The following is a 21,644-nucleotide window of genomic DNA, read 5'->3' as shown; positions in this document are numbered from 1 at the left end:
TTGGCAAATGGTTGTTGCCAAAAACGACAAGAGTTCTGGCATAGCCACTATTTTGTTGCATAAATTTTGCGCAATTCCTGCCGCTGATAATTCCCCAATAACCGTGTGTCAGTTTATTCCTGTCGGTCCCGAATTCCCGACCTAAAATTAATTCAGAAGTCTGAAAATCACCGGCGCCTGATGGATCAGGCGGGGTTTGTGCCGGTGACTGGATCAGTCAGGCGAGGGATCGTAATGCAGGATGTATTGAACATTTCCGGGCGTGCCAGTTTCGTGCGACGCTTCGTGCCCGTCTTCAGCCTCTCTCTGGGCATCATTATTATCTCGCTGCTGCTGGCACTGGGCGCGATGGAGGTACTGTCGGCTGCGCGTGCCTATGTGGCCGGTGAAGGCTTATGGTCGAAGGCGCAGCGCGACGCGGTGTACTCGCTTACGCTGTACGCCCAGACACGCGATCCCAGGCATCACGAACGTTACCTGCAGGCGCTGGCGATCCCGCTGAGCGACCAGCGTGCGCGGCTCGAGATGGACAAGCCGGACTTCGATTACACCAAGGCCTATTCCGGGTTGCTGGGAGGGGACAACCACCCCGATGACATCCCCGGCATGATCCGCCTGTATCGCTGCTGCGCGGAGTATTCCTGGTTCCGGCGCGCGGTGTCGATATGGGAGGAGGGCGACAGCTATATCGCCCAGCTCCAGCATCTGGGCCGCGATTTGCGCGCTGAAGTTTTGTCCGGCAGAAATTCCCCGAAGCGGATTGGGGCAATCTTCGATCAGGTGCGTGCCGTCGATGCCGGTGTGAAGCCGCTGGAAGATGCCTTTACCACCACGCTCGGCGAGGCGGTGCGCTGGCTCAAGTCCACGCTGGCGTGGACCGTGTCCGCGACCATCTCGCTCCTGATCGTGCTCGGCGTTTACCTGTCCTCGCGCCTCCTGGCGCAGGCGCGCCGGACCGAGGACAACTACCGCCTGCTGGCCGACGCGTTCGCGCACACCGCGGACGGCATCATGATCCTGGACAACAAGCGGCGCATCGTGACGGTCAATCACGCCTTCGCCGCCATCACGGGTTACGAGGCCGGGGAGGTGGTCGGCCGGCTGTTTGCGCGGCCGCAGTCGGTGAAAATTCCCGGCCCGACGATTTACGCCGTGTGGGAGGACGTGCGCTCCGCAGGCCGCTGGGAGGGCGAAGTCTGGAACGTGCGCAAAAACGGCGAGGTGTATCCGATGCGCCTGAGCCTGAGCGCGGTGTACGACCAGCGCGGCGGCGAGATCGATCACTATGTCGGGGTTTTCAACGACATCTCGACGCACAAGGAAAACGAGGAGCGTCTCAAATTCCTCGCTACCCACGATCCGCTGACGGGCCTGCCGAACCGCACCGAGTTCGAGCGGTCCTGTCATGATGCGATAGCGCGTGCGCGCCGCCGCGGCCTGCGGCTGGCGGTGCTGTATATCGACCTCGACAACTTCAAACCCGTCAACGACACCTACGGTCACGCCATCGGCGACGAACTGCTGAAGACCATCGCCGCGCGCATGAAGCAGGCGGTACGCGAGACCGATACCGTGGCCCGCATCGGCGGCGACGAATTCAGCGTGCTGCTGGCCGATCTCGACGGCCTCGAGACCGGGCATATCGTGGCGCGCAAGCTGCTGCACCTGTTGTCGCAGCCGGTCATGACCCGACGCGGCGCGCATCATGTCGGGGCCAGCATCGGTGTCAGCACTTATCCCGACGACGGCCACGACCCCCGGGCCCTGCTGCGGCTGGCCGACGCCGCCATGTACCGGGTCAAGCAGGGCGGGCGCAACGGCGTCAGTTTCTATTCCACGCCGGCGGGTTTGCCGGAAACGGTGACATCCCCGGTAACGGATCCGAGGCTTGCCTCCAAGCACTGAATTCCAGTCTGTCGGCGAGCCTTGCCGAAACGCCTTCAACCGCCCCTTCGTCCCGCGGGCCAGTTCCCCTGAAACGTCACTTCGACAACATCCAGGTTGTTCGTCCCGCCTGCAATATTGCAAAACCTCCCGGAAATACACGGGGTTTCCACCCGCGCCCGGCTGGCACGCTAGTTGCTTTATATCTAGGGCATGACAGGGAAGGACGCTGTCATGGGTTGCAAGTTCTGTAAATGGCTACCCCGGCCGAAAGGCCGTGGACGCAAAGATACCGGTCTAAGGGGCATGGGCCCTATGACAGCGGGTTTGCCGGAACTCAACATTCCAGGCAAGGAAGCAGGCAGAGCCACAGCGCTGTTCCGCCCACGCGGCTGCCGTCTTCCGTAACCCCGCCTCACGCCCATCCGTGTCGTCGCCCACCCGTTCCGGAATCCTTGCCCGGCCAAGATTGGGGGGTAATGGCAATGGAAAACAGACTGACTGCTGGACGCTGTGTACGGACCACGATCATCGCGATGTTCATGATGGGTTTCGGGTGCTTCGGGATTTCCGCGAACGCCGGTGAGTTCAGCGCGTTGCTGAACGGCAAGGCGATTCACCTCGATACCCAGCCCGGCGTTCACTACAACGAGAGCAACTGGGGCGTGGGTTTCCAGTACGACATGCCCGCGGGCGACGAAAAGTGGGTGCCCTTCCTCACGGCTTCGGAATTCAAGGATTCGAATAAAAACACGTCATATTATTTCGGTGGCGGGTTTTTGCACCGCACCAGCTTCGAGTGGGGCAATACGCCGATGCATTTCGATGCCGGCGGCATCGTCTTCCTCATGAAGCGCAAGGGTTTCAAGGATGGCGATCTGTTCCCGGGTGTACTGCCGGCGGTGTCGCTGGGCACGTCGCGGGTCGCGCTCAACATGACCTTCATTCCCAAGGTCGACCCCAAGATGGTGCCGATCCTGTTCTTCCAGCTCAAGATCACGCTCGGCAATTTCTAGCCAGTTCCCTGACGCGCCGCCACGTCGGCGCGTCAGCAGATCCGCGGCAGCGGATCATCCTCCAGTTCGTCCAGCATGCGCTCGCCGCCGAGCGCGGTCTGCATCACCACAAAACGCCTGCTTTTATCGATCCGGCCGATCACGGCGGCGTCCTGTCCCTGCGGCAGGGCGCGCCAGGCGGCCAGCGCCGCCGGGGCCTGATCGGGCGCGACCACCGCCACCACCCGGCCTTCGCAGGCGAGATACAGCGGGTCGTAGCCGAGCAATTCGCACACCGATTCCACCGCCTCGCGCACCGGGATCGCCCCCTCATCCATGTAGATGCCCATGCCGGTGGCGCGGCGGATTTCGTGCGCGATCATGGCCAGCCCGCCACGCGTGGGATCGCGCATGAAGCGCAGCCCTTCGAGGGGCAGCAGCGCCTGCGTCAGGGGCAGCACACAGGCCGAGTCGGATTGCAGGTCGCCGCGCATGCCGAATTGCTCGCGCGCCAGCATCACTGCGATGCCGTGGTCGCCCACCGGCCCGCTGACGAGAATGGCGTCGCCGTCGCGTATCTGCTGCATATCGAGACGCAGACCCTTGCGACGCACGCCGACGCCGGTGGTGGCGAGATAAAGCCCGCCGCCTTCGCCGCGCGGCAGCACCTTGGTGTCGCCGGCGGCGACGCGCACGCCGGCCGCCACGGCGGCGCGCCCGAGGCTTTCGATGACGCGATCGAGCAGCGCCGTTTCCAGGCCTTCCTCGATGAAGGCATTGAGTGAGAGATACAGCGGCGTCGCGCCCGCGACCGCGAGATCGTTGACCGTGCCGTGCACCGCCAGCGAGCCGATATCGCCGCCGGGAAATTCCAGCGGCTGCACCGTGAAACCGTCGGTGGTGAACATGATCTCACCGTCCGGCGTGGGCAGCGGCACGGCGTCGGCCTGCACGTCCAGCAACGGGTTGGACAGATGGCGCGCAAAGACCTGTTCGATCAACTCGCGCATCAGGCGCCCGCCGTTGCCGTGCGCCAGTGAAATGTGCGGAAACCGGGGTTTGTTGGATTCTGTGTTCATGGCGGATGATTTTGGACTCTAATCGCCGTGCGGCATGCGCGCAACGCCGACGGCGAATGACGGTTTTTGGAGCGAGGCCGTGGCAGGCAGGCAATGTTGACGCATTTACCGGGTCTTGCCCATTGTAACCCGCTGAATGGGATGAGTATCTTTTTGATGAGCGTCAAAATTATGCTGATTTTCAGGCATGTATCTTGCTTTTGCTCTTACTCAAGAGATCAGGCGCTGGCCCATGGTATACGGGGAAATCGCCTGAAGAAGTATTGGGGGTGTGTTTTATGTGTGCCAATCCGTTCACCTCTGCTTTGAAGCCGCGCGGTATCAGCCCCCGGCGTTACGCACGGTGTATCGTGGCAACGGCCATGGGTCTCGTCATGGGAAGTGCCATCGCTGCCACGCGCGACCTGACGACGCTGCCGATCGAACAGCTGCTGACGCTCGAGGTCTACAGCGCCTCCAAATTCCCGCAGAAAATCAGCGAGGCGCCATCGGCGGTGACGATCATCACCGCGGCGGACATCAAGGCCTACGGTTATCGCACGCTGGCGGACATCCTGCGCAGCATTCGCGGGCTGTACGTGACCAACGATCGCAATTACATGTATCTCGGCGCGCGCGGCTTCGGACGCCCGGGTGACTACAACTCGCGCATCCTGATGCTGGTGGATGGTTACCGCATCAACGACAACGTTTATGACGGCGCGCTCGTCGACACCGGATTTCCGGTGGACGTGGATCTGATCGAACGTGTCGAATTCGTGCCCGGTCCGGGCTCGGCCATCTACGGCAATAACGCCTTCTTTGGTGTGATCAACGTGATCACCCGTGGCGGCAAGGATGTACAAGGCCTGGAACTGTCCGCGGAAACCGGTAACGCGGGCACGCGCAAGGGGCGCGTTACTTACGGACGCAGCAACCCCGACGGTTTGTCTTACCTGTTGTCGGCGACCAATTTCGACAGCGACGGCGAGAACCTGTTTTATCCGGAGTTTGACACGCCGGCGCAAAATAATGGTGTGGCGGTGAATCTGGACCACGACCGTCATCAAAGCCTGTTCACCAAAATTTCCTCGGGTGCATTTCTGTTCACGGGAGGCCATGCCGAACGCACCAAGGGCATTCCCACGGCATCGTATGATCAGGTATTCAACGATCCACGCAGCCACACCGTGGACATGCAAACCTTTGCGAATCTCCAGTTCGAGGATGACCTTGTCTCCGGACTAAACCTGCTGGCGCGCCTGTTTTACGGTCGCTACGAATACCGCGGCGACTACGTCTATGACTATCCGCCGGTGACGCTGAACCGCGACGAAACCGTCGGTCAGTGGTGGGGAACGGAATTCAAATTCATGAGCCACGCCTGGAGCGGTCACAAGCTGGTGCTGGGAGCGGAGTACCAGCGCGACACCCGCCAGGAACAGTCCAATTTCGACGTTGATCCCGCGGCCGCCTATCTCGACGACCGCCGCCACGGCAGTCGCGCCGGCGTGTATGTCGAGGATGAGATCAGCTTGCGCGAAAACCTGCTGCTGAACGCCGGCCTGCGGCATGACAGGCAAACCGGCGTTTCCGGACAGAACAATCCGCGCCTGGCGCTGGTTTACCGCATGACCGAGCCGACCACGCTCAAGGCCATCTACGGCACCGCCTTTCGCGCGCCGAATACTTTCGAGCGTTACTACCTGGCCAACCCCGGCCAGTACAAGCTGAATCCGGATCTTCGTCCGGAGGAGATCGCTACGTATGAGCTCGTGCTCGAACACCATCTCGATTCGAACTCGCGCCTCACGCTGTCGGCGTACGACTACAGGATCGACGACCTGATCACGCTGACCACGGACCCCTCCGATGGCACGCTCGTTTACCAGAACCTCGACAAGGTCGAGGCCCGGGGCATCGAACTGGAAGCAGAGCAGGCGCGGGGCAGTGGATTGCGCTGGCGCGCGAGTTATGCCCTGCAACGCGCCGAGGACGCCATCTCCGGCATGGTGCTGACGAACTCACCGCGCCACCTGGCCAAACTCAACCTGACGGCGCCGCTGCCCGCCACCGCCTGGCGTGGCGGACTCGAGTGGCAATACACGGATCGGCGCCGGACGCTGTCTGGAGGCGAAACCTCGCCCTATGCGCTGACGAACCTGACACTCACCAGCGGACAATTGGCCAAGGGGCTCGAAATATCGGCCTCGCTGTACAACCTGCTGGACAGGACCTGCGCCGATCCGGGTGGCGAGGAACATTTACAGGATGTTATCCCGCAGGACGGACGCGGCTGGCGCATGAAACTCAATTACCGGTACTGATCCCATGCCGGTGAAGGTGACATCGTGGCGGAACCTGATTGCAGGAATCCTGTTTCTCGCGAGTTCAGCGGTGGCGCTGGCCGTGGAGTCGGTGCCGGAGTTCGAGCTCAAGGCGGCGTTTCTCTACAACTTCGCGCTTTTCACCGAATGGCCGGGAAAGCCGGAGGGAGCGCTGACACTGTGCCTGCTCGGCAAGGACCGGTTCGGTGAGGCTGTGCACCATATCGAGGGCAAGCCGGTGAAGAACGCCTCCATCAGAATCCACCGTCCGGCTTCCCTGTCGGAGTTGCGTGGCTGTCACATGCTTTTCATTGCCGATTCCGAAATGCACCAGCTTGGAAAAATTCTCGAGGCGGTAAGGGGCGCCCCCGTGCTCACCGTCACCGATTCCGAGGGCGCGGGCCGCGCCGGGGCCATGATCAATCTCATGCTGGTCGAGCAACGAGTCACGTTTGAGATCAACACCTCGGCGGTTGAGGGCGCCGGGCTGGGCATCAGTTCCAAGCTGCTGCGATTGGCGCACGCCCTGTACTGACGGATGCACGGGATGAAATACTGGCGACAACTTTTCCGCGATATGCCCATCAAGCGCAAGCTGGTGCTGATCAGCATGTCATCGACCGGTGTGGCGTTGCTGCTGGTGACGATCCTGCTCCTCGTCAACGAGTATTATTCCTATCAGCGCGCGCTGCTCGATGACGTGCGCGTGCAGACGGCCATGATCGCGGAAAACAGCACCGCCGCGCTGGTGTTTCGGGACCGTTCCGGGGCCCAGGAGATCCTGGGCGCCCTGGCGGCCTCGCCCTCCATTGAACAAGCGGCACTTTATACGGCTGACGGCAAAACGCTTGCCCTTTACCGGCGCAAGGACCAGGCGCGGACCGAAGTGCCGGATCGCCCGGTAACGGGTCATCGCTTCAGCTCGCAACATCTCGAGCTCGCTCACGAGATCGAGCTGAATGGCGAAATTGTGGGCACCGTCTATTTGCGCTCGGATCTCGAAAGACTTTACGTGCGTATCATGTGGTATGTCGGTGCCATCGTGCTGACGGCGGCCGGCGCGATGCTGGCGGCATTCCTCCTGATCTCGCTGTTGCACCGTGGCATCAGCGGTCCGCTCGCCCGGCTGGTTGACCTCATGCGCCAGATCTCGGAGCGGAAGGATTACTCTTCCCGGGCACGGGTGGAAACGCGTGACGAAGTCGGTGCACTGGCCGAAGGATTCAACGCCATGCTCGGCCAGATCGAGCGCCATCAGGCGGACCTGATGCAGGAACTGGGCGAGCGCAAACGCGCCGAACAGCGGCTCGACCAGCTGGCCTACTACGACACCATTACGCAGCTGCCGAATCGCCATTTCTTCAACGAACAGCTGAAGCTGGTGCTCGCGCGTGCGCAAAGAACCGGTCAGCGCGCCGGGCTGATGTTCCTCGATCTCGACAATTTCAAGATCATCAATGACACGCTGGGGCACGATATCGGGGATGTCCTGTTGCAGGGCGTGGCGAAACGCCTGCGCGAGCATCTGCGCACCGGCGATATCATCTGCCGCATCGGCGGCGATGAATTTGCCGTGATCGTCGAGGATATGACCGATCGCGAACAGGCGGCCATTGTGGCCGAGAAGATCATCGGCGCCTTCGCGCACAGCCTGCGGCTGGAGGGCCACGAAATCTATATCAGCGCGAGTATCGGCATCAGCCTGTTCCCGGAGGATGCCACGGAGATGCATGCATTGTTGCGCAACGCCGATACCGCCATGTATTTCGCCAAGGAACGGGGCAAGAACACCTACCAGTTCTTCCTGCCGGAAATGAACGGCCGGGCGCTCAATCGCCTGACGCTCGAAACCAGTCTGCGACATGCCCTGGAGCGGGAGGAATTCGAGGTTTACTACCAACCGCAATTCGATCTGGCCAGCAAACGCCTGTTCGGCGTCGAGGCCCTGCTGCGCTGGCACCGACCCGACGTCGGCATCGTCAACCCCACGGAATTCATCCCGGTGGCGGAAGAGTCCGGGCAGATTGTGTCGATCGGCGAGTGGGTGTTGCGCCAGGCCTGCGCCCAGGCGCAGGCCTGGCAGGCGCTCGTTCCCGGGCTCACGGTTTCGGTCAATATCTCAAGCCGGCAGTTCCATGACAGCCAACTGGTAGATCGCATACTGGAGATACTGCGTCAAACCGGGCTGGCGCCCGAACTGTTGACTCTCGAACTGACCGAGGGCGTCCTGATGGAAAGTTCCGGAACGGCCTCCACGACGCTGGAACGGCTCGAGGCCGCCGGCGTGAAATTGTCCATCGACGATTTCGGGACCGGTTATTCTTCCATGGGCTATCTCAAGCGTTTCCCCATCTCCACGCTCAAGATTGATCAAGGTTTCATGCGTGAGGTCCCGGCTGACAGGGATAACGTGGCCATCGTCATGGCCATCATCGCCATGTGTCAGAGTCTCAAGCTGTACGTGATCGCGGAAGGCGTGGAGAACATGGCGCAACTGGAGTTTTTGCGCAAGGCCGGGCCGGTGGGAGTGCAGGGATTTTATCTCAGCCGTCCGCTCACCGCGGATGCCACGGCGGCATTGCTGCAGATCACGCACGAGGAGCGTATCACCCTGCTCGCGCTGGCCGACGGTGGCACGCCGCCGAACCCACGAGGGCAGTCACAGGGATGAAAGTGCAGAGTGCAAGGTACAAAGTCAGAGACCGGCAACTCTGTGCCCTGAACTCAGTACTTTAAACCCTAAACCCGAGACTGGTATTCGACGATCTGGCCGTAACTGATGCCGGCGTCGTTGCACGGCACCTGGTGCATGAGGCGCACGTCAAAACCGTTCTCGCGCAATGCCGCGAAGGCGCGTTCCGTCAGCACACGGTTCTGGAACACGCCGCCGCCGAGGCCCACCGCCAGTTCGCCGTGTTCCTCGCGCAATGCGTTGGCCTGCGCCACCATTGCCCGCACCAGGCTGGCGTGGAAGCCGTCGGCGCGCTCGGTGACGGTGAGTTTCTGGTTCATCAGGAATGGCAGCAGCGGCGCCCAGTCGGTTTCCCACAGGCCCTGGCGGTTGCGCGCCAGCGGCAACGGGATGGCGTGCGCGCTGTCCTCGGTGCAGGCGGCCTCCAGCAGCATCGGCCCCTGACCTTCATAACTCGAGCGGTAATGCAGCCCGGTCAGCGCCGCCGCGGCGTCGAACAACCGGCCGGCCGAGGTGGTTTGCGGGCAATTCAGGCGTCGCCGCCAGGCATGATGCGCCAGCATCGGGTCCTCGGGACACTGTTTCCATTCCACGCCGGCCTCCCAGCACAGCGACAGCGCCGAGCGCCATGGCTCGCGTCCGGCCTTCTCGCCGCCGGGCAGGTAGAACGGCCGCAGGCTGCCGGCGCGCTGCCAGCGGCCGGGCGCGCCCAGCAGTGTCTCGCCGCCCCAGAGCGTGCCGTCGGCGCCGTAGCCGACGCCGTCCCACGCGAACACCAGCCAGTTCGCCACGTCCGGATGCTCGCCGGCCAGCGCCGCGGCGTGCGCGTAATGATGCAACACCGGCGTGACCGGCAGGCCGGCGCGACGCGCCCAGCGCGAGCTGACGTACACCGGATGCGCGTCGCTCACGATGGACTCGGCGCGCACGCCGTATAGCTTTTGCAGATCGGTGATGACCTGTTCGAACACAGTCAGGCTGCGCGGCGCGTCGAGATCGCCGATGTGCGGCGAAACCACGATGCGATCGTCCCAGGCGAGCGCCACGGTGTTCTTCATGTGCCCGCCGACGGCCAGCACCGGCTTGCTGAGCTTGAACGGCAGTGTCAGTTCCAGCGGCGCGCTGCCGCGCCCGTGACGCAGCGGGCGGGCGAAGCCGGCAATGACGCGATACACCGGGTCGTCCGCCGGACGCTGGATCGGGCGGTCGTGATGCAGGAAGGCCTCGGCGACATGCGCCAAGCGCTGAGTGACGTCATCATTATCCGTCAGCACCGGTTCGCCGCTGACGTTGCCCGAGGTCGCGACCAGCGGCCCGCCGAAGTCGTCCAGCAACAGGTGATGCAGCGGGCTGTAGGGCAGCATGACGCCGACCTCGTGCAGCCCCGGCGCGATGCGCGGCGACAGCGGGGCATGCGGCTTTTTGGGCACCAGCACGATGGGACGCACGGGATCGCGCAGCCATTGTTCGTGCTCCGGCGTCAGTTCCGCCAGCTCTCGTACCGCCTCCAGCCCGTCCGCGCCGCGCGCCGGAACCATCACGGCCAGCGGTTTGTGCGGGCGCGGTTTTTTCGCGCGCAGGCGCGCGATGGCGATGTCGTTGCGCGCGTCGCATATCAGGTGGTAGCCACCGATACCCTTGACCGCGACGATCTTGCCGGCGCGCAACGCCGCGACCGCCTGCGTCAGCGCGGCGGCGTTGTCGCGATCCGTGGCAATGCCGGGCGCGACGAACTGCAGGCGCGGGCCGCAGGCCGGACAGGCGACCGGTTCGGCGTGAAACCGGCGGTCGAGCGGGTTTTCGTATTCGCGCCGGCATTCCGGGCACATGGCGAACGCCGCCATGCCGGTGTTGGGCCGGTCGTAGGGCAGCTTGGCGATGAGCGTGTAGCGCGGACCGCACTGGGTACAGTTGATGAAGGGGTGACGGTAACGGCGATTGTCCGGGTCGCGCAGTTCGCGCAGGCAGTCGTCGCAGGCGAAATAATCCGGCGGCACGTGGATGCGCGCCGGGGCATCGGCGCGGCTGGGAAGAATTTCGAAGGTCGCGAAGGCTTGCGGTTCCGCGGGAGAGCGTGTCGCCAATTTCGGCCGCGCCAGCGGCGGCGCCTGTTCCAGCAAGGCCTGTTCGAACGCCTCGAGCGCCGATGCCTCGCCCTCCACCCATATCTCGACCGTGCCGGCCTCGTTGCGCACCCAGCCGTGCAGACCGAACTGATGCGCGAGGCGATAGACAAAGGGACGGAAGCCCACGCCCTGCACGCGCCCGCTGACCGTCAGGCGCAGGGCCTGCCGCGCTGCTCCTGAATCGGGATCGGTGCGGGAATAATTACGCTCGGTCATGGACTGTGTTGTTCAATGCATATGCGCGGCGGGCGCCTTTCCGCCGTAGGCAGGAAATTTGTCCGTCGCATATTGGCTGTGGCAGGTCTGGCAGGACTCCACCATTCGGCCAAAGTAATAAGTCTGCAGATCCCTGTCTTTGTGGCGCGCCGCGTCAGCCAGCTTCGCCGCCAGCCGATGGAATGTGCCATCAAGCTCGAGAAACGCCGGCGGCAGGGCGGTCTCCAGATCCCGGCGGTCCTGCGCCGTGAGTTTTTTATCCAGGATGAAGCTGTCATGGATCGCCTGGGCCTGTTTCGCCACCGAGGCGTGATCGCCCGCCGCCAGACCGGCGAGAATCTGCTGGCTCGCCGCCTGCACCGCGATCATTTCCTCCGCAAAGAGTTTCTGGAGTTTCGGCGTCAGTCGCGGGGCGACCGGACCGGATTCGAGCGCCAAGGCGCTGCCGAGGCCGTTCAGCATGATCCAGATCAGGCCGGCAGAAACCAGGGAGGCGCGATGGGGGGACAGGCGAGAGGACATGGTGATCATATTATCCTCCTCATGGATGACAACTGGAACAAGCGGGGCGCGCGTCAGCTGCTCCGGTACAGGTAGCGGCCGGGAGCGGGCGCGTGCCCCATTTCCGTGTGCAGGCGGGCGCCGTCGGGTTGAATCGCCGGGCGCGAGGTTTCCCCCTGGCTCGCGCGCTCGCGTTGCTGCGCGACTTCCTGCCGCAACCAGTCGAACCAGGCTCCGAGACCAAGTTTTTTCTTCGCCGACAGGTGCAGGGCCGGGGCCGGGTTGGCGAGTTGACGCAGGCAATGCTCGGCGCGCGCGGGATCGAAGTCGTCCATGACCGGCAGCAGATCGGTCTTGGTGAGCAGGACCAGGTCGGCGGCGCGGAACATCACGGGATATTTCGCCGGCTTGTCGTCGCCCTCGGTGACCGAGAGCAGGGTGATATTGCGATGCTGACCGAGGTCGAAGCTGGCGGGGCAGACCAGGTTGCCGACGTTCTCGATGAAAAGAATGTCGAGGTCCGCGAGATCCATGTGATGCAGCGCGCCATGCACCATGTGCGCGTCCAGGTGGCAGGCGGAACCGGTGGTGATCTGCACCGCCGGCACGCCCTTGGCGCGGATGCGCTCGGCGTCATTTTCGGTTTCGAGGTCGCCTTCGATGACGCCGATGCGGAATTCGTCCTTGAGCGCCTCGATGGTGGCTTCCAGCAGCAGAGTTTTGCCGGAACCCGGCGAGGACATGAGATTGAGCGCCAGCACCCTGTGGGCATCGAAGTGCGCGCGGTTGTGGGCGGCTTCGCGGTCGTTTGCTGACAACAGATCTTTCAGTACCGTCACCGCGGTGCGCCCGTGCGCGTCAGGTGTCTGCGCGAGGTGCGCATTGCCCGGCGTTACATTGCAGCCGCAGGTTTCACACATGCATCCTCCTCCTCTCGGGAGAGTTCGACGGAAGCGAGCAGCATCTCATCGCCGCTCACCAGGCGTGTGTGCCAGTCGCCGCAGGCGCCGCACACGAGCCGGTTCGGCAGTGCCACGGACTCGGCGCCGCAAGTCTCGCAACGCACGCGCAGCGGCAGTTCCTCGATCACCAGCTCGGCCGTTTCCGCCAGTGTTCCGGCGCTGGCGAGCGGAAAGGCCTGTAAGAGCAGTCCGGGTTCAACGCCCGCGAGCGGTCCAACCCGGAGCACGATCTTGTGAACCGTGTTCGCGCGCTGCTCGCGCGCGAGGTTGGTGACCTGTGTCAGCATGGCTTGGCAAACCGACAGTTCATGCATGGCCGATTACTCCCGGTACATAACAGAAAATCTTGCCGACACATGGTCTGGCGTGATGCTTACTGCGTGCGACGAGAGAAACCGGGCCACGACAGATCATTTACTTCTCCCTTCGCGATGGACAGCGAAATCGTCGATTTCCTGATTCTTATCTTAAGAATACATCGCACATCGTAACGAAGCAGGTCATGCAAATATTGACGAATGTCAAAGAATGGCAGAGGGCCTGAACCGTTGACGAATGTCAAAGTATTACATCCGAATATTCTAAACAATGCACGCGTCGATAAACATCTGATCAGGGTCCGATGCCCATGGTGAGAGTTGCAGGCAGTGCCCGGAATCCCGCGCCGATACCTTGTGGGCGCGATTACGCTTTCGTTTCAGTGAACCCCTTTTCCACGTCTTCACGCAGGAGATAACCATGCGATGTGAACGCGTTTTGATGGCAGCAACTGGTCTGGTGTTGGCGATCGCGGCGCCGAGCGCGCTCGCCCATACCCACGGTGCGGCCGGCGCCGGCTTCGGCGCCGGTTTCAGTCATCCGTTTCTCGGGCTCGATCACCTCGCGGCCATGGTCGCGGTCGGTGTGTGGGCGGCGCAGTCGGGCTGGCGCCCGGTGTGGAGCGTGCCGCTGGTATTCATGTCGGTGATGGCGTTCGGTGCCGTGCTGGCGTTTGCCGGCGTCGCACTCCCAGGCGTCGAGGCCGGCATTGCTGCCTCGCTGCTGGTGCTCGGGTTGCTGGTCGCGGCGGCGGTTCGCCTGCCGTTGTTCGCGGGAGTGGCGGTGGCGGCCCTGTTCGCCGTGTTTCACGGCCACGCCCACGGAACCGAAATACCGCAGGCGCTGGCGCCGTGGCTCTATGTCACCGGCTTCCTGCTGGCCACCGGCCTGCTGCATGCCGCCGGCATCGTCGCCGGCCGTTACTGGGCAGCGCGGCGACCGTGGCTGGCGCGCGTGACAGGTTTGGCACTCGGCGCCGGTGGCGCATGGATACTGTTGACATGAGTTCTATCGACTTGGGGACAACGCCATGAACGAAACCATTTTCGATCTCGAAACCGCGACGGATACCGGAGTCGCCGGACGTCTCGGTATTTCGCGACGCGAATTTCTGAAATTCTGCACCGCCACGGCGGCCACGCTCGGTCTGCCGGCCTCGGCCGAGGCCGCGATCGCCAAGGCGATGGAAAGCGCCCAGCGACCGTCGGTGATCTGGCTGCAATTCCAGGAATGCACCGGCTGCAGCGAATCGCTGCTGCGTGCCGAGCACCCGACCATCGATAAACTGATTCTCGATGTCATTTCGCTCGACTACCACGAGACCCTGTTCGCGGCCGCCGGCCACCAGGCGGAGGCGGCGCGCAAGGCGGCGATGAAGGCGCACAAGGGCAAGTACGTGCTGGTGGTCGAAGGCGCGATCCCGGTCAAGGAAAAGGGTATCTACTGCAAGATCGGCGGCCAGACAGCGGTCGACATGCTCAAGGAATGCGCGGCCGATGCCGCCGCGGTAATCGCGATCGGCAGCTGCGCGTCCTGGGGCGGCATGCCGGCGACCGATCCGAACCCGACCGGCGCCAGCAGTGTCGCCGAAATTCTTGGCAAGACCGTGGTCACGATCCCCGGTTGCCCGCCGAATCCGTACAATTTCCTGGCGACGGTGGTGCACTTCCTCACCTTCAAATCGCTGCCGGCAGTCGATCAGCTCGGCCGGCCGCTGTTCGCCTATTCGCGCCTGATTCATGAAAGCTGCGAGCGGCGCGCGCATTTCGACGCCGGCCGTTTCGCCATCGAGTTCGGCGATGAGGGCCATCGCAAGGGCTTCTGCCTGTACAAGCTCGGTTGCAAGGGCCCGGAGACCTACGCCAACTGTCCGACCATCGGCTTCAACGATCTCGGTGAAGTGTCGTGGCCGGTGGGTTGCGGGCATCCCTGCATCGGCTGCACCGAGAAGGGCGTCGGTTTCACCAAACCGATCCACCAGCTGGCGACGCTCAAGAGCGTCGAGCCGCCGCTGTTCTATCCGCGCATCGTCGAAGGCCAGGGTGCGATCAGCCTCGGCGGCGCGGCGCTGCTGGCCGGCATCGCCGGCGCCGCCGCCGGTGCCGTGGTCGTGATGTCCAAGAAGCTCGGCAAGGACAACGACGATCAGGGCAAGGGCGGTAAGAGCGGCAAGTCGAGGGATGAGCCATGAACCTCTCGCGGCGGAATTTCCTGAAAGGGACCGTCGCCGGCGGTGCGCTGCTGACGGCGGGCACCGCGGCGGAGGCGCGGCCGAACAAGACCATGCCGCCGGAAGCGCTCGGCCTGCTGTTCGACAGCACGCTGTGCATCGGCTGCAAGGCCTGCGTGGCCGCGTGCAAGCGCGTCAACAACCTCCCGCCCGATCCGATCAGCGAGGAGTTTCCGATGTGGGACGCGCCGCTCGACATCTCGGGTTCCACTTTCAACATCATCAAGGTTTACAACTCGGGCAAGGCCAACCGCAAGGACGAGGAGGTTGACGGCTATGCCTTCATGAAGCAGTCGTGCCTGCACTGCGTCGATCCCTCCTGCGTCTCGGCCTGTCCGGTGTCGGCGATGATCAAGGACCCGGTGAACGGCATCGTGGCCTACGACCCGGACGCCTGCATCGGCTGCCGCTACTGCGTCGCCGCCTGCCCGTTCGGGGTGCCGCGCTTCCAGTACGACAAGGCGCTGCCGAAGATCGCCAAGTGCGAATTGTGCCGGCACCGCATTCCCGACGGCCATTACGCGGCCTGCGCCGAAGTGTGTCCGACCGGCGCCACGCTCTATGGCAAGGTCACCGATCTCGGCGTCGAGGCGCACCGCCGGCTGGCGCTCAAGCCGGGCGAGAAGACCAGCTTTCCGCGTGGCCGGCTCGGCGGGCCCGACTGGAGTTACCAGGGCGTGGCCGGGAAGTACGTGCAGCAGGTCTACGGCGAGAAGGAGCTCGGCGGAACGCAGATGATCAAGCTCGCCGCGGTGCCGTTCGACAAGCTCGGTCACCGCCCGTTGCCGGAACGCTCGTACGCCAGCATCTCCGAGGGCGTGCAGCACACGCTGTACAAATACCTGGCGCTGCCGGCGGTGGTGCTCGGCGTGTTGAGCGTAGTCGCGAAGCGCAACACGAAGCATGAAGACGATGACGACGACAGTTCCGGTCGTGGCAGGAAATAGGAGGCGTTCATGGCGAATGCACAACATGCAGTAGCGCCGCTCGGCGGCCGGCTGGTGACCCCGGTCACCGTCGTGCTGGCCGGGCTGACGGCGATCGCGGGCGTGATCCTGCTGATCCGTTTCTTTTTCGGATTGGGCGCGGTCACCAACATCAGTGACGGCTTCCCCTGGGGCATCTGGATCGCCTACGACGTGATGGTCGGCTCGGCGCTCGCCTGCGGCGGCTACGCGATGGCGCTGCTGGTGTACATCTTTAACCGCGGCGAGTACCACCCGCTGGTGCGGCCGGCGCTGCTGGCGAGCCTGTTCGGCTACACCCTGGCCGGCGCCTCGGTGATCTTCGACCTCGGCCGCTACTGGAACGTGTGGCACCTGTTCTGGCCGGGCTACGCGCAGATCAACTCGGTGATGTTCGAGGTCGGCGTGTGCATCACGGCCTACATCTTCGTCATGTGGATCGAGTTCTCGCCGGTGTTCCTCGAAAAGCTCGGCCTCAAGGACGTCAAGCGCAAGCTCAACAAGGTGCTGTTCTTCTTCATCGCGCTCGGCGTGCTGCTTCCGTCCATGCACCAGTCGTCGCTGGGATCGCTGCTGGTGGTGTTCGGCTACCAGGTGCATCCGCTGTGGCAGACGGTGCTGCTGCCGCTGCTGTTCCTGCTGACCGCGATCCTGCTCGGTTTCGCGGTGGTGATCTTCGAGGCCAGCATCGTGTCGGTCGGGTTCAAGCGCCCGGGCGAGACGCCGATCCTGGCGTCGCTTTCGCGGATCATGTACTGGTTGCTGGCGGTGTATCTGGTAGTGCGGGTCGGGGATCTGGCTTGGCGCGGCGCGCTCGGGGCGATGTTCGTGCCGGGCTTCGAGGCGGCCGGATTCTGGGTCGAAATGCTGGCGTTCGCCGCGCCGCTGTGGCTGCTGGCCTCGGCCGAGTCGCGCCAGCGCCGCGACCGGCTGTTCGTCTCGGCGGTGCTGCTGATGCTGGGCGGCTTCATGCTGCGCATCAACGGCTTTCTGATCGGCTACGAGACCGGCCCCGGCTGGCATTATTTCCCGGCGGTCCCGGAGCTGATGGTGACGATCGGCCTGATCGCCTTCGAAATCCTGGCTTACATCGTGTTCGTGCGCATGCTTCCGGTGCTGCCGAAACACGCAACGCATTGAGAACCTGAGGAGTTGACCATGGCAAACCGAATCACGATTGACCCGATCACCCGCATCGAGGGCCATCTGCGCATCGATTGCGAAGTGGACGGTGGAAAAGTGACCAAGGCCTGGGCTTCAGGCCAGATGTGGCGCGGCGTCGAGCAGATTCTCCTGGGGCGCGACCCGCGCGACGCCTGGGCCATCACCCAGCGCATCTGCGGCGTGTGTACCACGGTGCACGCCATCGTCTCGGTGCGGGCGGTGGAGAACGCGCTGAAGATGGAGATACCGCTCAACGCCCAGTTGATCCGGAACATCATCATCTCGGCCCACGCGATCCACGATCACATCGTGCATTTCTACCATCTCTCGGCGCTCGACTGGGTGGACGTGGTCTCGGCGCTCAAGGCCGACCCGAAGAAGACCGCGGCGCTGGCGGAGAGCCTGTCGACGTGGAAGCTCAACGGCCCGCATGAAATGAAGGCGGTACAGGACCGGCTGAAGAATTACATCCAGACCGGCCAGCTCGGCATTTTCACCAACGGCTACTGGGGCCACCCGGCCATGAAGCTGTCGCCGGAGGTGAACCTGCTGGCGGTGGCGCACTACCTGCAGGCGCTCGACGTGCAGCGCCGGGCCAACAAGATCGTCGCCATTCTCGGTTCCAAGACGCCGCACATCCAGAACGTCGCCGTCGGCGGCGTCGCCAACCCGATCGCCACCGACAGCCAGTCGGTGCTCGGGGTCGAAAAGCTGCTGGCGATCAAGGGCTACATCGACGAGCTGTCCGATTTCGTCAACAACGTCTATCTCGTCGACGTCGGCGCGATCGGCGCGTTTTACGCCGACTGGACCGCGATCGGCAAGGGCGTCACCAATTATCTGTCGGTGCCGGACCTGCCGCTCGACACCAAGGGCACGAAGTTCGCCATGCCCGGCGGCTATATCCCGAACGGCGATCTCGCCGGCTACAAGCCGATCAAATCCTTCGACGACGCCTACTTCCACCAGGGCGTGCACGAGAGCGCCAAGCATTCCTGGTACGAGGGCAAGAAGCCGCTGCACCCGTACAAGGGCGAGACGGTTCCGGAATACACCGACTTCCAGGACGACGGCAAGTATTCCTGGGTCAAGTCGCCGACCTTCTATGGCGAGCCGGCGCAGGTCGGGCCGCTTTCCTGGGTGCTGGCGTGGGCGGCGGCGAAGTACGAACCGGGCATGCGTCACCTCAATCGCCTCATCGGTATCGTCGAATCGGTGGCCAAGACCAAGATCCCGCTGGCCGCGCTGCATTCGACCATCGGGCGGCACGCGGCGCGCAGCGTGGTGTGCGCCACCATGGTCGATAACCTGCAGCAGCAGTGGCAGCTGCTGGTCGACAACATCGGCAGTGGCGACACCAAGACCTTCAACCGGCCGGAGTTCCCCAAGGGCGAGGTCAGCGGTGTCGGTTTCCACCAGGCGCCGCGCGGGGTGTTGTCGCACTGGGTGGTGATCAAGAACGGCATCATCAAGAACTACCAGGCGGTGGTGCCGACCACCTGGAACGCGGCGCCGCGCAACGCCAACGATGTCGCCGGTCCGTACGAGGCGTCGCTGGTCGGCACGCCGGTGGCGGACCCGGAGAAGCCGCTCGAGGTGTTGCGGACGGTGCATTCCTTCGATCCCTGCCTGGCGTGCGCGGTGCACGTGGTGGACAAGGAGAACACCGAAACCGTCAAGGTTCAGACGCGGCTGTAGAACTGACGAGGCAAACCTGATGCGCGTGGTCATTCTGGGTATCGGCAACCTGCTGCTCTCGGACGAGAGCGTGGGGGTGCGCGCGCTCGAGGCGCTGCGCGACAGCCATGATGTGCCACCGGAGGTGACCCTCATCGACGGCGGCACCTCGGGCATGGAATTGCTGGAAGACCTCGAAGGCGTGGACCTGCTGATCGTGCTCGACGCCGTCTTCGCCAACCGCGCCCCCGGAAGCTTCATCCGTCTCTCCGGCGACGAGGTGCCGGTATTCTTCCGTCGCATGTTGTCGCCGCACCAGGTCGGGTTGTCGGAAGTGCTGGCCAGCCTCGATCTGCTCGGACGCGCGCCGCACGAAGTCGTGGTCCTCGGCGTCCAGCCGCTCACGTTTGAAACCGGCATGATGCTCTCGGGGCCGGTGGCGGCGCGCGTGCCAGATCTGGTGAATGCGGCGGTGCAGGAACTCGACGCGCACGGTATCCGCCTGGATCCGCGCGCTGTGCCGGCAGCTAATCTGGCCTGACTGTCGGGAGTGATGCATGAGCAGCGTCCTGAAACGCTATCCCACGGATCCCTCGCAGCATCTGGAAGCAGTATTCCGCGACATCGAGCGTACCCGCATGGCCGGCTTGCCGATACTCAACACCGCGCTGACGGTGGAGGCGATCGGGTTTACCCCGTGGCAGGGCCACTGGCTGGGCGCGCTGATCACGCCGTGGTTCCTGAATCTCGTGCTCGTGCCCGGCGCGCAGGGCGAATGGCCGCACGCCGCCGAAGGCGAGCGCATCGTGCGCCGGCTGCCGGCGGGAGACTGTGGTTTTTACGGCTGTTACGAACCCGTGATCGGCGAGTTTCATGCGTCGTCGGTGCACTCCCCAATGTCCCGTTTCGCCGACCAGGCCGCCGCGCGTGCCGAGGCGCAGCGCAGTCTCGCTGCCTGGCTGGCTGTGCCGGAGCCGGCGGAGCCAGCTACGAACGAAGCCGATGGAGAGCGTCGCGCCTTTCTGAGGCGCATGTTGCCCGGCGAGGGCTGAGCATCAATGAAGATGAGTCTGTAGGGTGTGCTGAGCGTCAGCGAAGCGCACCGGCAGAAGCCGAACGGTGCGCAACGCTGCGTTTTTGCGCACCCTACATAGAGGCCGTGAGTTTCATGTAGATAGCCTATGGGATCCCTGCCTTGTCTGCGTTCATCCTCATAATAAATCCGCGTTAATCTGCGGATGAAAATATTTTGAGATAAGTTCCAGTCAACGCGCGAGTCTTCCGGTGACCAGGCAAAAAAAACGGGCGGCCAAGGCCGCCCGTTTCGTTTCATCCACTGACGGTTCGTTACTTTACTTCGACGATGGTATAGCTGCCGTCCTTGGCGAATTTCACCGCGGCATTGAGGAAGTAGACCTTCAGTTCGGGCCGGAGCAACTTGACCATGTCGTAAGCCTCACCGCCGCGGGCACCGGTCGTGCAGAAAAAGATGATCGGCTTGTCCGTCGGCAGTGTGCCGATTTTCTTGTCCAGCGTGTTGACCGGAATATTCACCGCGTTCTTGAAGCTGCCGGTGGCGAATTCCGCAGGATCACGCACGTCGGCGATGACGACGCTGTCAGGCGCTTCCTTCAGAATCTTCTCGAACGACGCGACCGTGATCGATCCTTTTTCCTTCCCTGGCTCGATTCCCGGCGCTGCCGCCGGGGCCGCCGCTGCGGTTGGGGCCGCACCGTCCGCCATGGCGCCGGGGCCATAGGCCTTTACCCAGCCCACATAGCCTACCGGCATGGTCATGACGTTGGTGTAGCCGAGCGCGACCGCCTTGGCCGCCGATTTCGGGCTCAGCACGCAGCTGACGTCCTCGCAGTAAAAAATCAGCGACGCCGCCTTGTCGGTGGGGAGCTTGTCGGTTGATTTGTCAAACTCGCTGTCCGGGATGCTGATGGCGCCGGGAATATGCCCCTTGTCGTATTTGCGCGCCTTGGGCCGCGAGTCGATGAGCGTGATCGGCGCTTTTTCATCGAGCTGTTTCTTGACGAAGGCCGGGCTGACGGCGCCCAGGTTGCCCTTCTTCGCCCACTCCGGGTAGCCATTCGTGTACACCACGATGTTGGTGTAACCGAGCTTCTCGGCCTTGAAGGCGCCCTTGTGGCTGAGGCTGCATTCCGGTCCCTCGCAGTAGAAAATCAGCAGCTTCGACTTGTCCGCCGGCAGCATCTTGGGCGCCAGTGCGTCGAACTGGGTATCCGGAATATTGACGGCGCCGGGAATGTGGCCGACATCGTATTTGCGCGCCGCCGGGCGCGAGTCAATGATCATGACATCGTCGCGCGCCGGTATCACGGCGTATTGCTTGACGTAATCGAGATCGACCAGCTTCTTGTAATACTGCGTTTTTGCCGCTTCCGCGGCGGGGGCCGGTTCCGTCGCGGGGGCAGCGGAACAGGCAAGTGGGGCGGCCGCGCAGGCCGCGAGCATGATGACAGACAGAATTCCGTGCTTGAGTTTCATGGTACCTCCAGTAGG

Annotated in this window: 18 protein-coding genes and 1 riboswitch; of the genes, 12 read left to right on the top strand and 6 right to left on the bottom strand. The window is 63.4% G+C overall.

The window, feature by feature from the left end; genetic code table 11:
* Positions 1-234: 234 nt before the first annotated feature.
* Entirely contained in the window at positions 235-1,905 is a 1,671-nt protein-coding gene (locus SCL_RS10580) for a sensor domain-containing diguanylate cyclase (RefSeq protein WP_172426026.1), read from the top strand.
* Positions 1,906-2,130: 225 nt separating this feature from the next.
* A riboswitch (cyclic di-GMP riboswitch) is annotated at positions 2,131-2,219 on the top strand.
* Positions 2,220-2,369: 150 nt separating this feature from the next.
* The gene (locus SCL_RS10575) at positions 2,370-2,900 is read left to right on the top strand and encodes a hypothetical protein (RefSeq protein ID WP_172426025.1); all 531 of its coding nucleotides are present in this window, start codon (positions 2,370-2,372) and stop codon (positions 2,898-2,900) included.
* Between the two features lie 32 nt (positions 2,901-2,932).
* On the opposite strand, the gene hypE is transcribed toward SCL_RS10575, so the two are convergent.
* Complete coding sequence (gene hypE, locus SCL_RS10570; RefSeq protein WP_096361180.1) at positions 2,933-3,958, bottom strand: hydrogenase expression/formation protein HypE; 1,026 nt, start codon at positions 3,956-3,958, stop codon at positions 2,933-2,935.
* 362 nt (positions 3,959-4,320) lie between these two features.
* On the opposite strand from hypE, the gene SCL_RS10565 reads away from it, so the two are divergent.
* From SCL_RS10565 to SCL_RS10555, 3 genes are read left to right on the top strand one after another with little or no spacing between them, the layout of a single operon-like run.
* On the top strand, positions 4,321-6,264 hold the full coding sequence (locus SCL_RS10565; protein WP_096361179.1) for a TonB-dependent receptor plug domain-containing protein: 1,944 nt from the start codon (positions 4,321-4,323) through the stop codon (positions 6,262-6,264).
* Positions 6,265-6,268: 4 nt separating this feature from the next.
* A complete protein-coding gene (locus SCL_RS10560) occupies positions 6,269-6,799 on the top strand; it encodes a YfiR family protein (protein WP_096361178.1) in 531 nt (176 codons plus the stop codon).
* A gap of 12 nt (positions 6,800-6,811) precedes the next feature.
* Positions 6,812-8,935, top strand: coding sequence for a sensor histidine kinase, YfiR-like protein-associated (locus tag SCL_RS10555; RefSeq protein WP_172426024.1), 2,124 nt, complete (start codon positions 6,812-6,814; stop codon positions 8,933-8,935).
* A 68-nt stretch (positions 8,936-9,003) separates the two neighbouring features.
* Here the strand turns inward: SCL_RS10555 and hypF are convergent, their stop codons facing one another.
* Genes hypF through SCL_RS10535 form a run of 4 tightly spaced genes read right to left on the bottom strand, consistent with a single transcriptional unit; the run spans position 9,004 to position 13,075 of the window.
* Positions 9,004-11,298, bottom strand: a complete 2,295-nt coding sequence (gene hypF / locus SCL_RS10550) for a carbamoyltransferase HypF (protein WP_096361176.1) — start codon at positions 11,296-11,298, stop codon at positions 9,004-9,006.
* 12 nt (positions 11,299-11,310) lie between these two features.
* Positions 11,311-11,829, bottom strand: a complete 519-nt coding sequence (locus SCL_RS10545) for a cytochrome c (protein WP_096361175.1) — start codon at positions 11,827-11,829, stop codon at positions 11,311-11,313.
* Between the two features lie 44 nt (positions 11,830-11,873).
* On the bottom strand, positions 11,874-12,719 hold the full coding sequence (gene hypB / locus SCL_RS10540; RefSeq protein ID WP_096361174.1) for a hydrogenase nickel incorporation protein HypB: 846 nt from the start codon (positions 12,717-12,719) through the stop codon (positions 11,874-11,876).
* Positions 12,692-13,075 (bottom strand): hydrogenase maturation nickel metallochaperone HypA/HybF, encoded by a 384-nt coding sequence (locus SCL_RS10535; RefSeq protein ID WP_096361173.1) that lies wholly within the window; start codon positions 13,073-13,075, stop codon positions 12,692-12,694. The genes hypB and SCL_RS10535 overlap by 28 nt, the downstream gene beginning before the upstream one ends.
* Before the next feature lie 445 nt (positions 13,076-13,520).
* Between SCL_RS10535 and SCL_RS10530 the strand changes: the two genes are divergently transcribed.
* From SCL_RS10530 to hybE, 7 genes are read left to right on the top strand one after another with little or no spacing between them, the layout of a single operon-like run.
* Positions 13,521-14,084, top strand: a complete 564-nt coding sequence (locus tag SCL_RS10530; protein ID WP_197702604.1) for a HupE/UreJ family protein — start codon at positions 13,521-13,523, stop codon at positions 14,082-14,084.
* A 25-nt stretch (positions 14,085-14,109) separates the two neighbouring features.
* Positions 14,110-15,270 (top strand): hydrogenase small subunit, encoded by a 1,161-nt coding sequence (locus SCL_RS10525; RefSeq protein WP_096361171.1) that lies wholly within the window; start codon positions 14,110-14,112, stop codon positions 15,268-15,270.
* On the top strand, positions 15,267-16,256 hold the full coding sequence (gene hybA / locus SCL_RS10520; RefSeq protein WP_096361170.1) for a hydrogenase 2 operon protein HybA: 990 nt from the start codon (positions 15,267-15,269) through the stop codon (positions 16,254-16,256). The genes SCL_RS10525 and hybA overlap by 4 nt, the downstream gene beginning before the upstream one ends.
* A gap of 9 nt (positions 16,257-16,265) precedes the next feature.
* Positions 16,266-17,414: a Ni/Fe-hydrogenase cytochrome b subunit gene (gene hybB, locus SCL_RS10515; protein ID WP_096361169.1), complete on the top strand. Its 1,149-nt coding sequence runs from the start codon at positions 16,266-16,268 to the stop codon at positions 17,412-17,414.
* Between the two features lie 18 nt (positions 17,415-17,432).
* Positions 17,433-19,136, top strand: coding sequence for a nickel-dependent hydrogenase large subunit (locus SCL_RS10510; protein ID WP_096361168.1), 1,704 nt, complete (start codon positions 17,433-17,435; stop codon positions 19,134-19,136).
* A gap of 19 nt (positions 19,137-19,155) precedes the next feature.
* On the top strand, positions 19,156-19,656 hold the full coding sequence (locus SCL_RS10505) for a HyaD/HybD family hydrogenase maturation endopeptidase (protein ID WP_096361167.1): 501 nt from the start codon (positions 19,156-19,158) through the stop codon (positions 19,654-19,656).
* A 16-nt stretch (positions 19,657-19,672) separates the two neighbouring features.
* Positions 19,673-20,167 (top strand): [NiFe]-hydrogenase assembly chaperone HybE, encoded by a 495-nt coding sequence (gene hybE, locus SCL_RS10500; protein WP_096361166.1) that lies wholly within the window; start codon positions 19,673-19,675, stop codon positions 20,165-20,167.
* 295 nt (positions 20,168-20,462) lie between these two features.
* On the opposite strand, the gene SCL_RS10495 is transcribed toward hybE, so the two are convergent.
* The gene (locus SCL_RS10495) at positions 20,463-21,629 is read right to left on the bottom strand and encodes a rhodanese-like domain-containing protein (RefSeq protein WP_096361165.1); all 1,167 of its coding nucleotides are present in this window, start codon (positions 21,627-21,629) and stop codon (positions 20,463-20,465) included.
* Positions 21,630-21,644 lie beyond the last annotated feature (15 nt).

The organism is Sulfuricaulis limicola (genome assembly GCF_002355735.1).
Taxonomy (GTDB): Bacteria; Pseudomonadota; Gammaproteobacteria; order Acidiferrobacterales; family Sulfurifustaceae; genus Sulfuricaulis; species Sulfuricaulis limicola.
The sequence above is the reverse complement of the archived record's forward strand: the minus strand, read 5'-3'. Positions and strand labels throughout refer to the sequence as shown.

What these genes read in the sequence shown, in the direction of transcription:
- hybA (WP_096361170.1), top strand. Translation starts at nt 15,267, where the DNA reads ATGAACCTCTCGCGGCGGAATTTCCTGAAAGGGACCGTCGCCGGCGGT.
- SCL_RS10575 (WP_172426025.1), top strand. Translation starts at nt 2,370, where the DNA reads ATGGAAAACAGACTGACTGCTGGACGCTGTGTACGGACCACGATCATC.
- hybE (WP_096361166.1), top strand. Translation starts at nt 19,673, where the DNA reads ATGAGCAGCGTCCTGAAACGCTATCCCACGGATCCCTCGCAGCATCTG.
- SCL_RS10565 (WP_096361179.1), top strand. Translation starts at nt 4,321, where the DNA reads ATGGGTCTCGTCATGGGAAGTGCCATCGCTGCCACGCGCGACCTGACG.
- hypE (WP_096361180.1), bottom strand. Translation starts at nt 3,958, where the DNA reads ATGAACACAGAATCCAACAAACCCCGGTTTCCGCACATTTCACTGGCG.
- SCL_RS10535 (WP_096361173.1), bottom strand. Translation starts at nt 13,075, where the DNA reads ATGCATGAACTGTCGGTTTGCCAAGCCATGCTGACACAGGTCACCAAC.
- hypF (WP_096361176.1), bottom strand. Translation starts at nt 11,298, where the DNA reads ATGACCGAGCGTAATTATTCCCGCACCGATCCCGATTCAGGAGCAGCG.
- SCL_RS10545 (WP_096361175.1), bottom strand. Translation starts at nt 11,829, where the DNA reads ATGATCACCATGTCCTCTCGCCTGTCCCCCCATCGCGCCTCCCTGGTT.
- SCL_RS10495 (WP_096361165.1), bottom strand. Translation starts at nt 21,629, where the DNA reads ATGAAACTCAAGCACGGAATTCTGTCTGTCATCATGCTCGCGGCCTGC.
- SCL_RS10530 (WP_197702604.1), top strand. Translation starts at nt 13,521, where the DNA reads ATGGCAGCAACTGGTCTGGTGTTGGCGATCGCGGCGCCGAGCGCGCTC.
- SCL_RS10555 (WP_172426024.1), top strand. Translation starts at nt 6,812, where the DNA reads ATGAAATACTGGCGACAACTTTTCCGCGATATGCCCATCAAGCGCAAG.
- hypB (WP_096361174.1), bottom strand. Translation starts at nt 12,719, where the DNA reads ATGTGTGAAACCTGCGGCTGCAATGTAACGCCGGGCAATGCGCACCTC.
- SCL_RS10505 (WP_096361167.1), top strand. Translation starts at nt 19,156, where the DNA reads ATGCGCGTGGTCATTCTGGGTATCGGCAACCTGCTGCTCTCGGACGAG.
- hybB (WP_096361169.1), top strand. Translation starts at nt 16,266, where the DNA reads ATGGCGAATGCACAACATGCAGTAGCGCCGCTCGGCGGCCGGCTGGTG.
- SCL_RS10560 (WP_096361178.1), top strand. Translation starts at nt 6,269, where the DNA reads ATGCCGGTGAAGGTGACATCGTGGCGGAACCTGATTGCAGGAATCCTG.
- SCL_RS10510 (WP_096361168.1), top strand. Translation starts at nt 17,433, where the DNA reads ATGGCAAACCGAATCACGATTGACCCGATCACCCGCATCGAGGGCCAT.
- SCL_RS10525 (WP_096361171.1), top strand. Translation starts at nt 14,110, where the DNA reads ATGAACGAAACCATTTTCGATCTCGAAACCGCGACGGATACCGGAGTC.
- SCL_RS10580 (WP_172426026.1), top strand. Translation starts at nt 235, where the DNA reads ATGCAGGATGTATTGAACATTTCCGGGCGTGCCAGTTTCGTGCGACGC.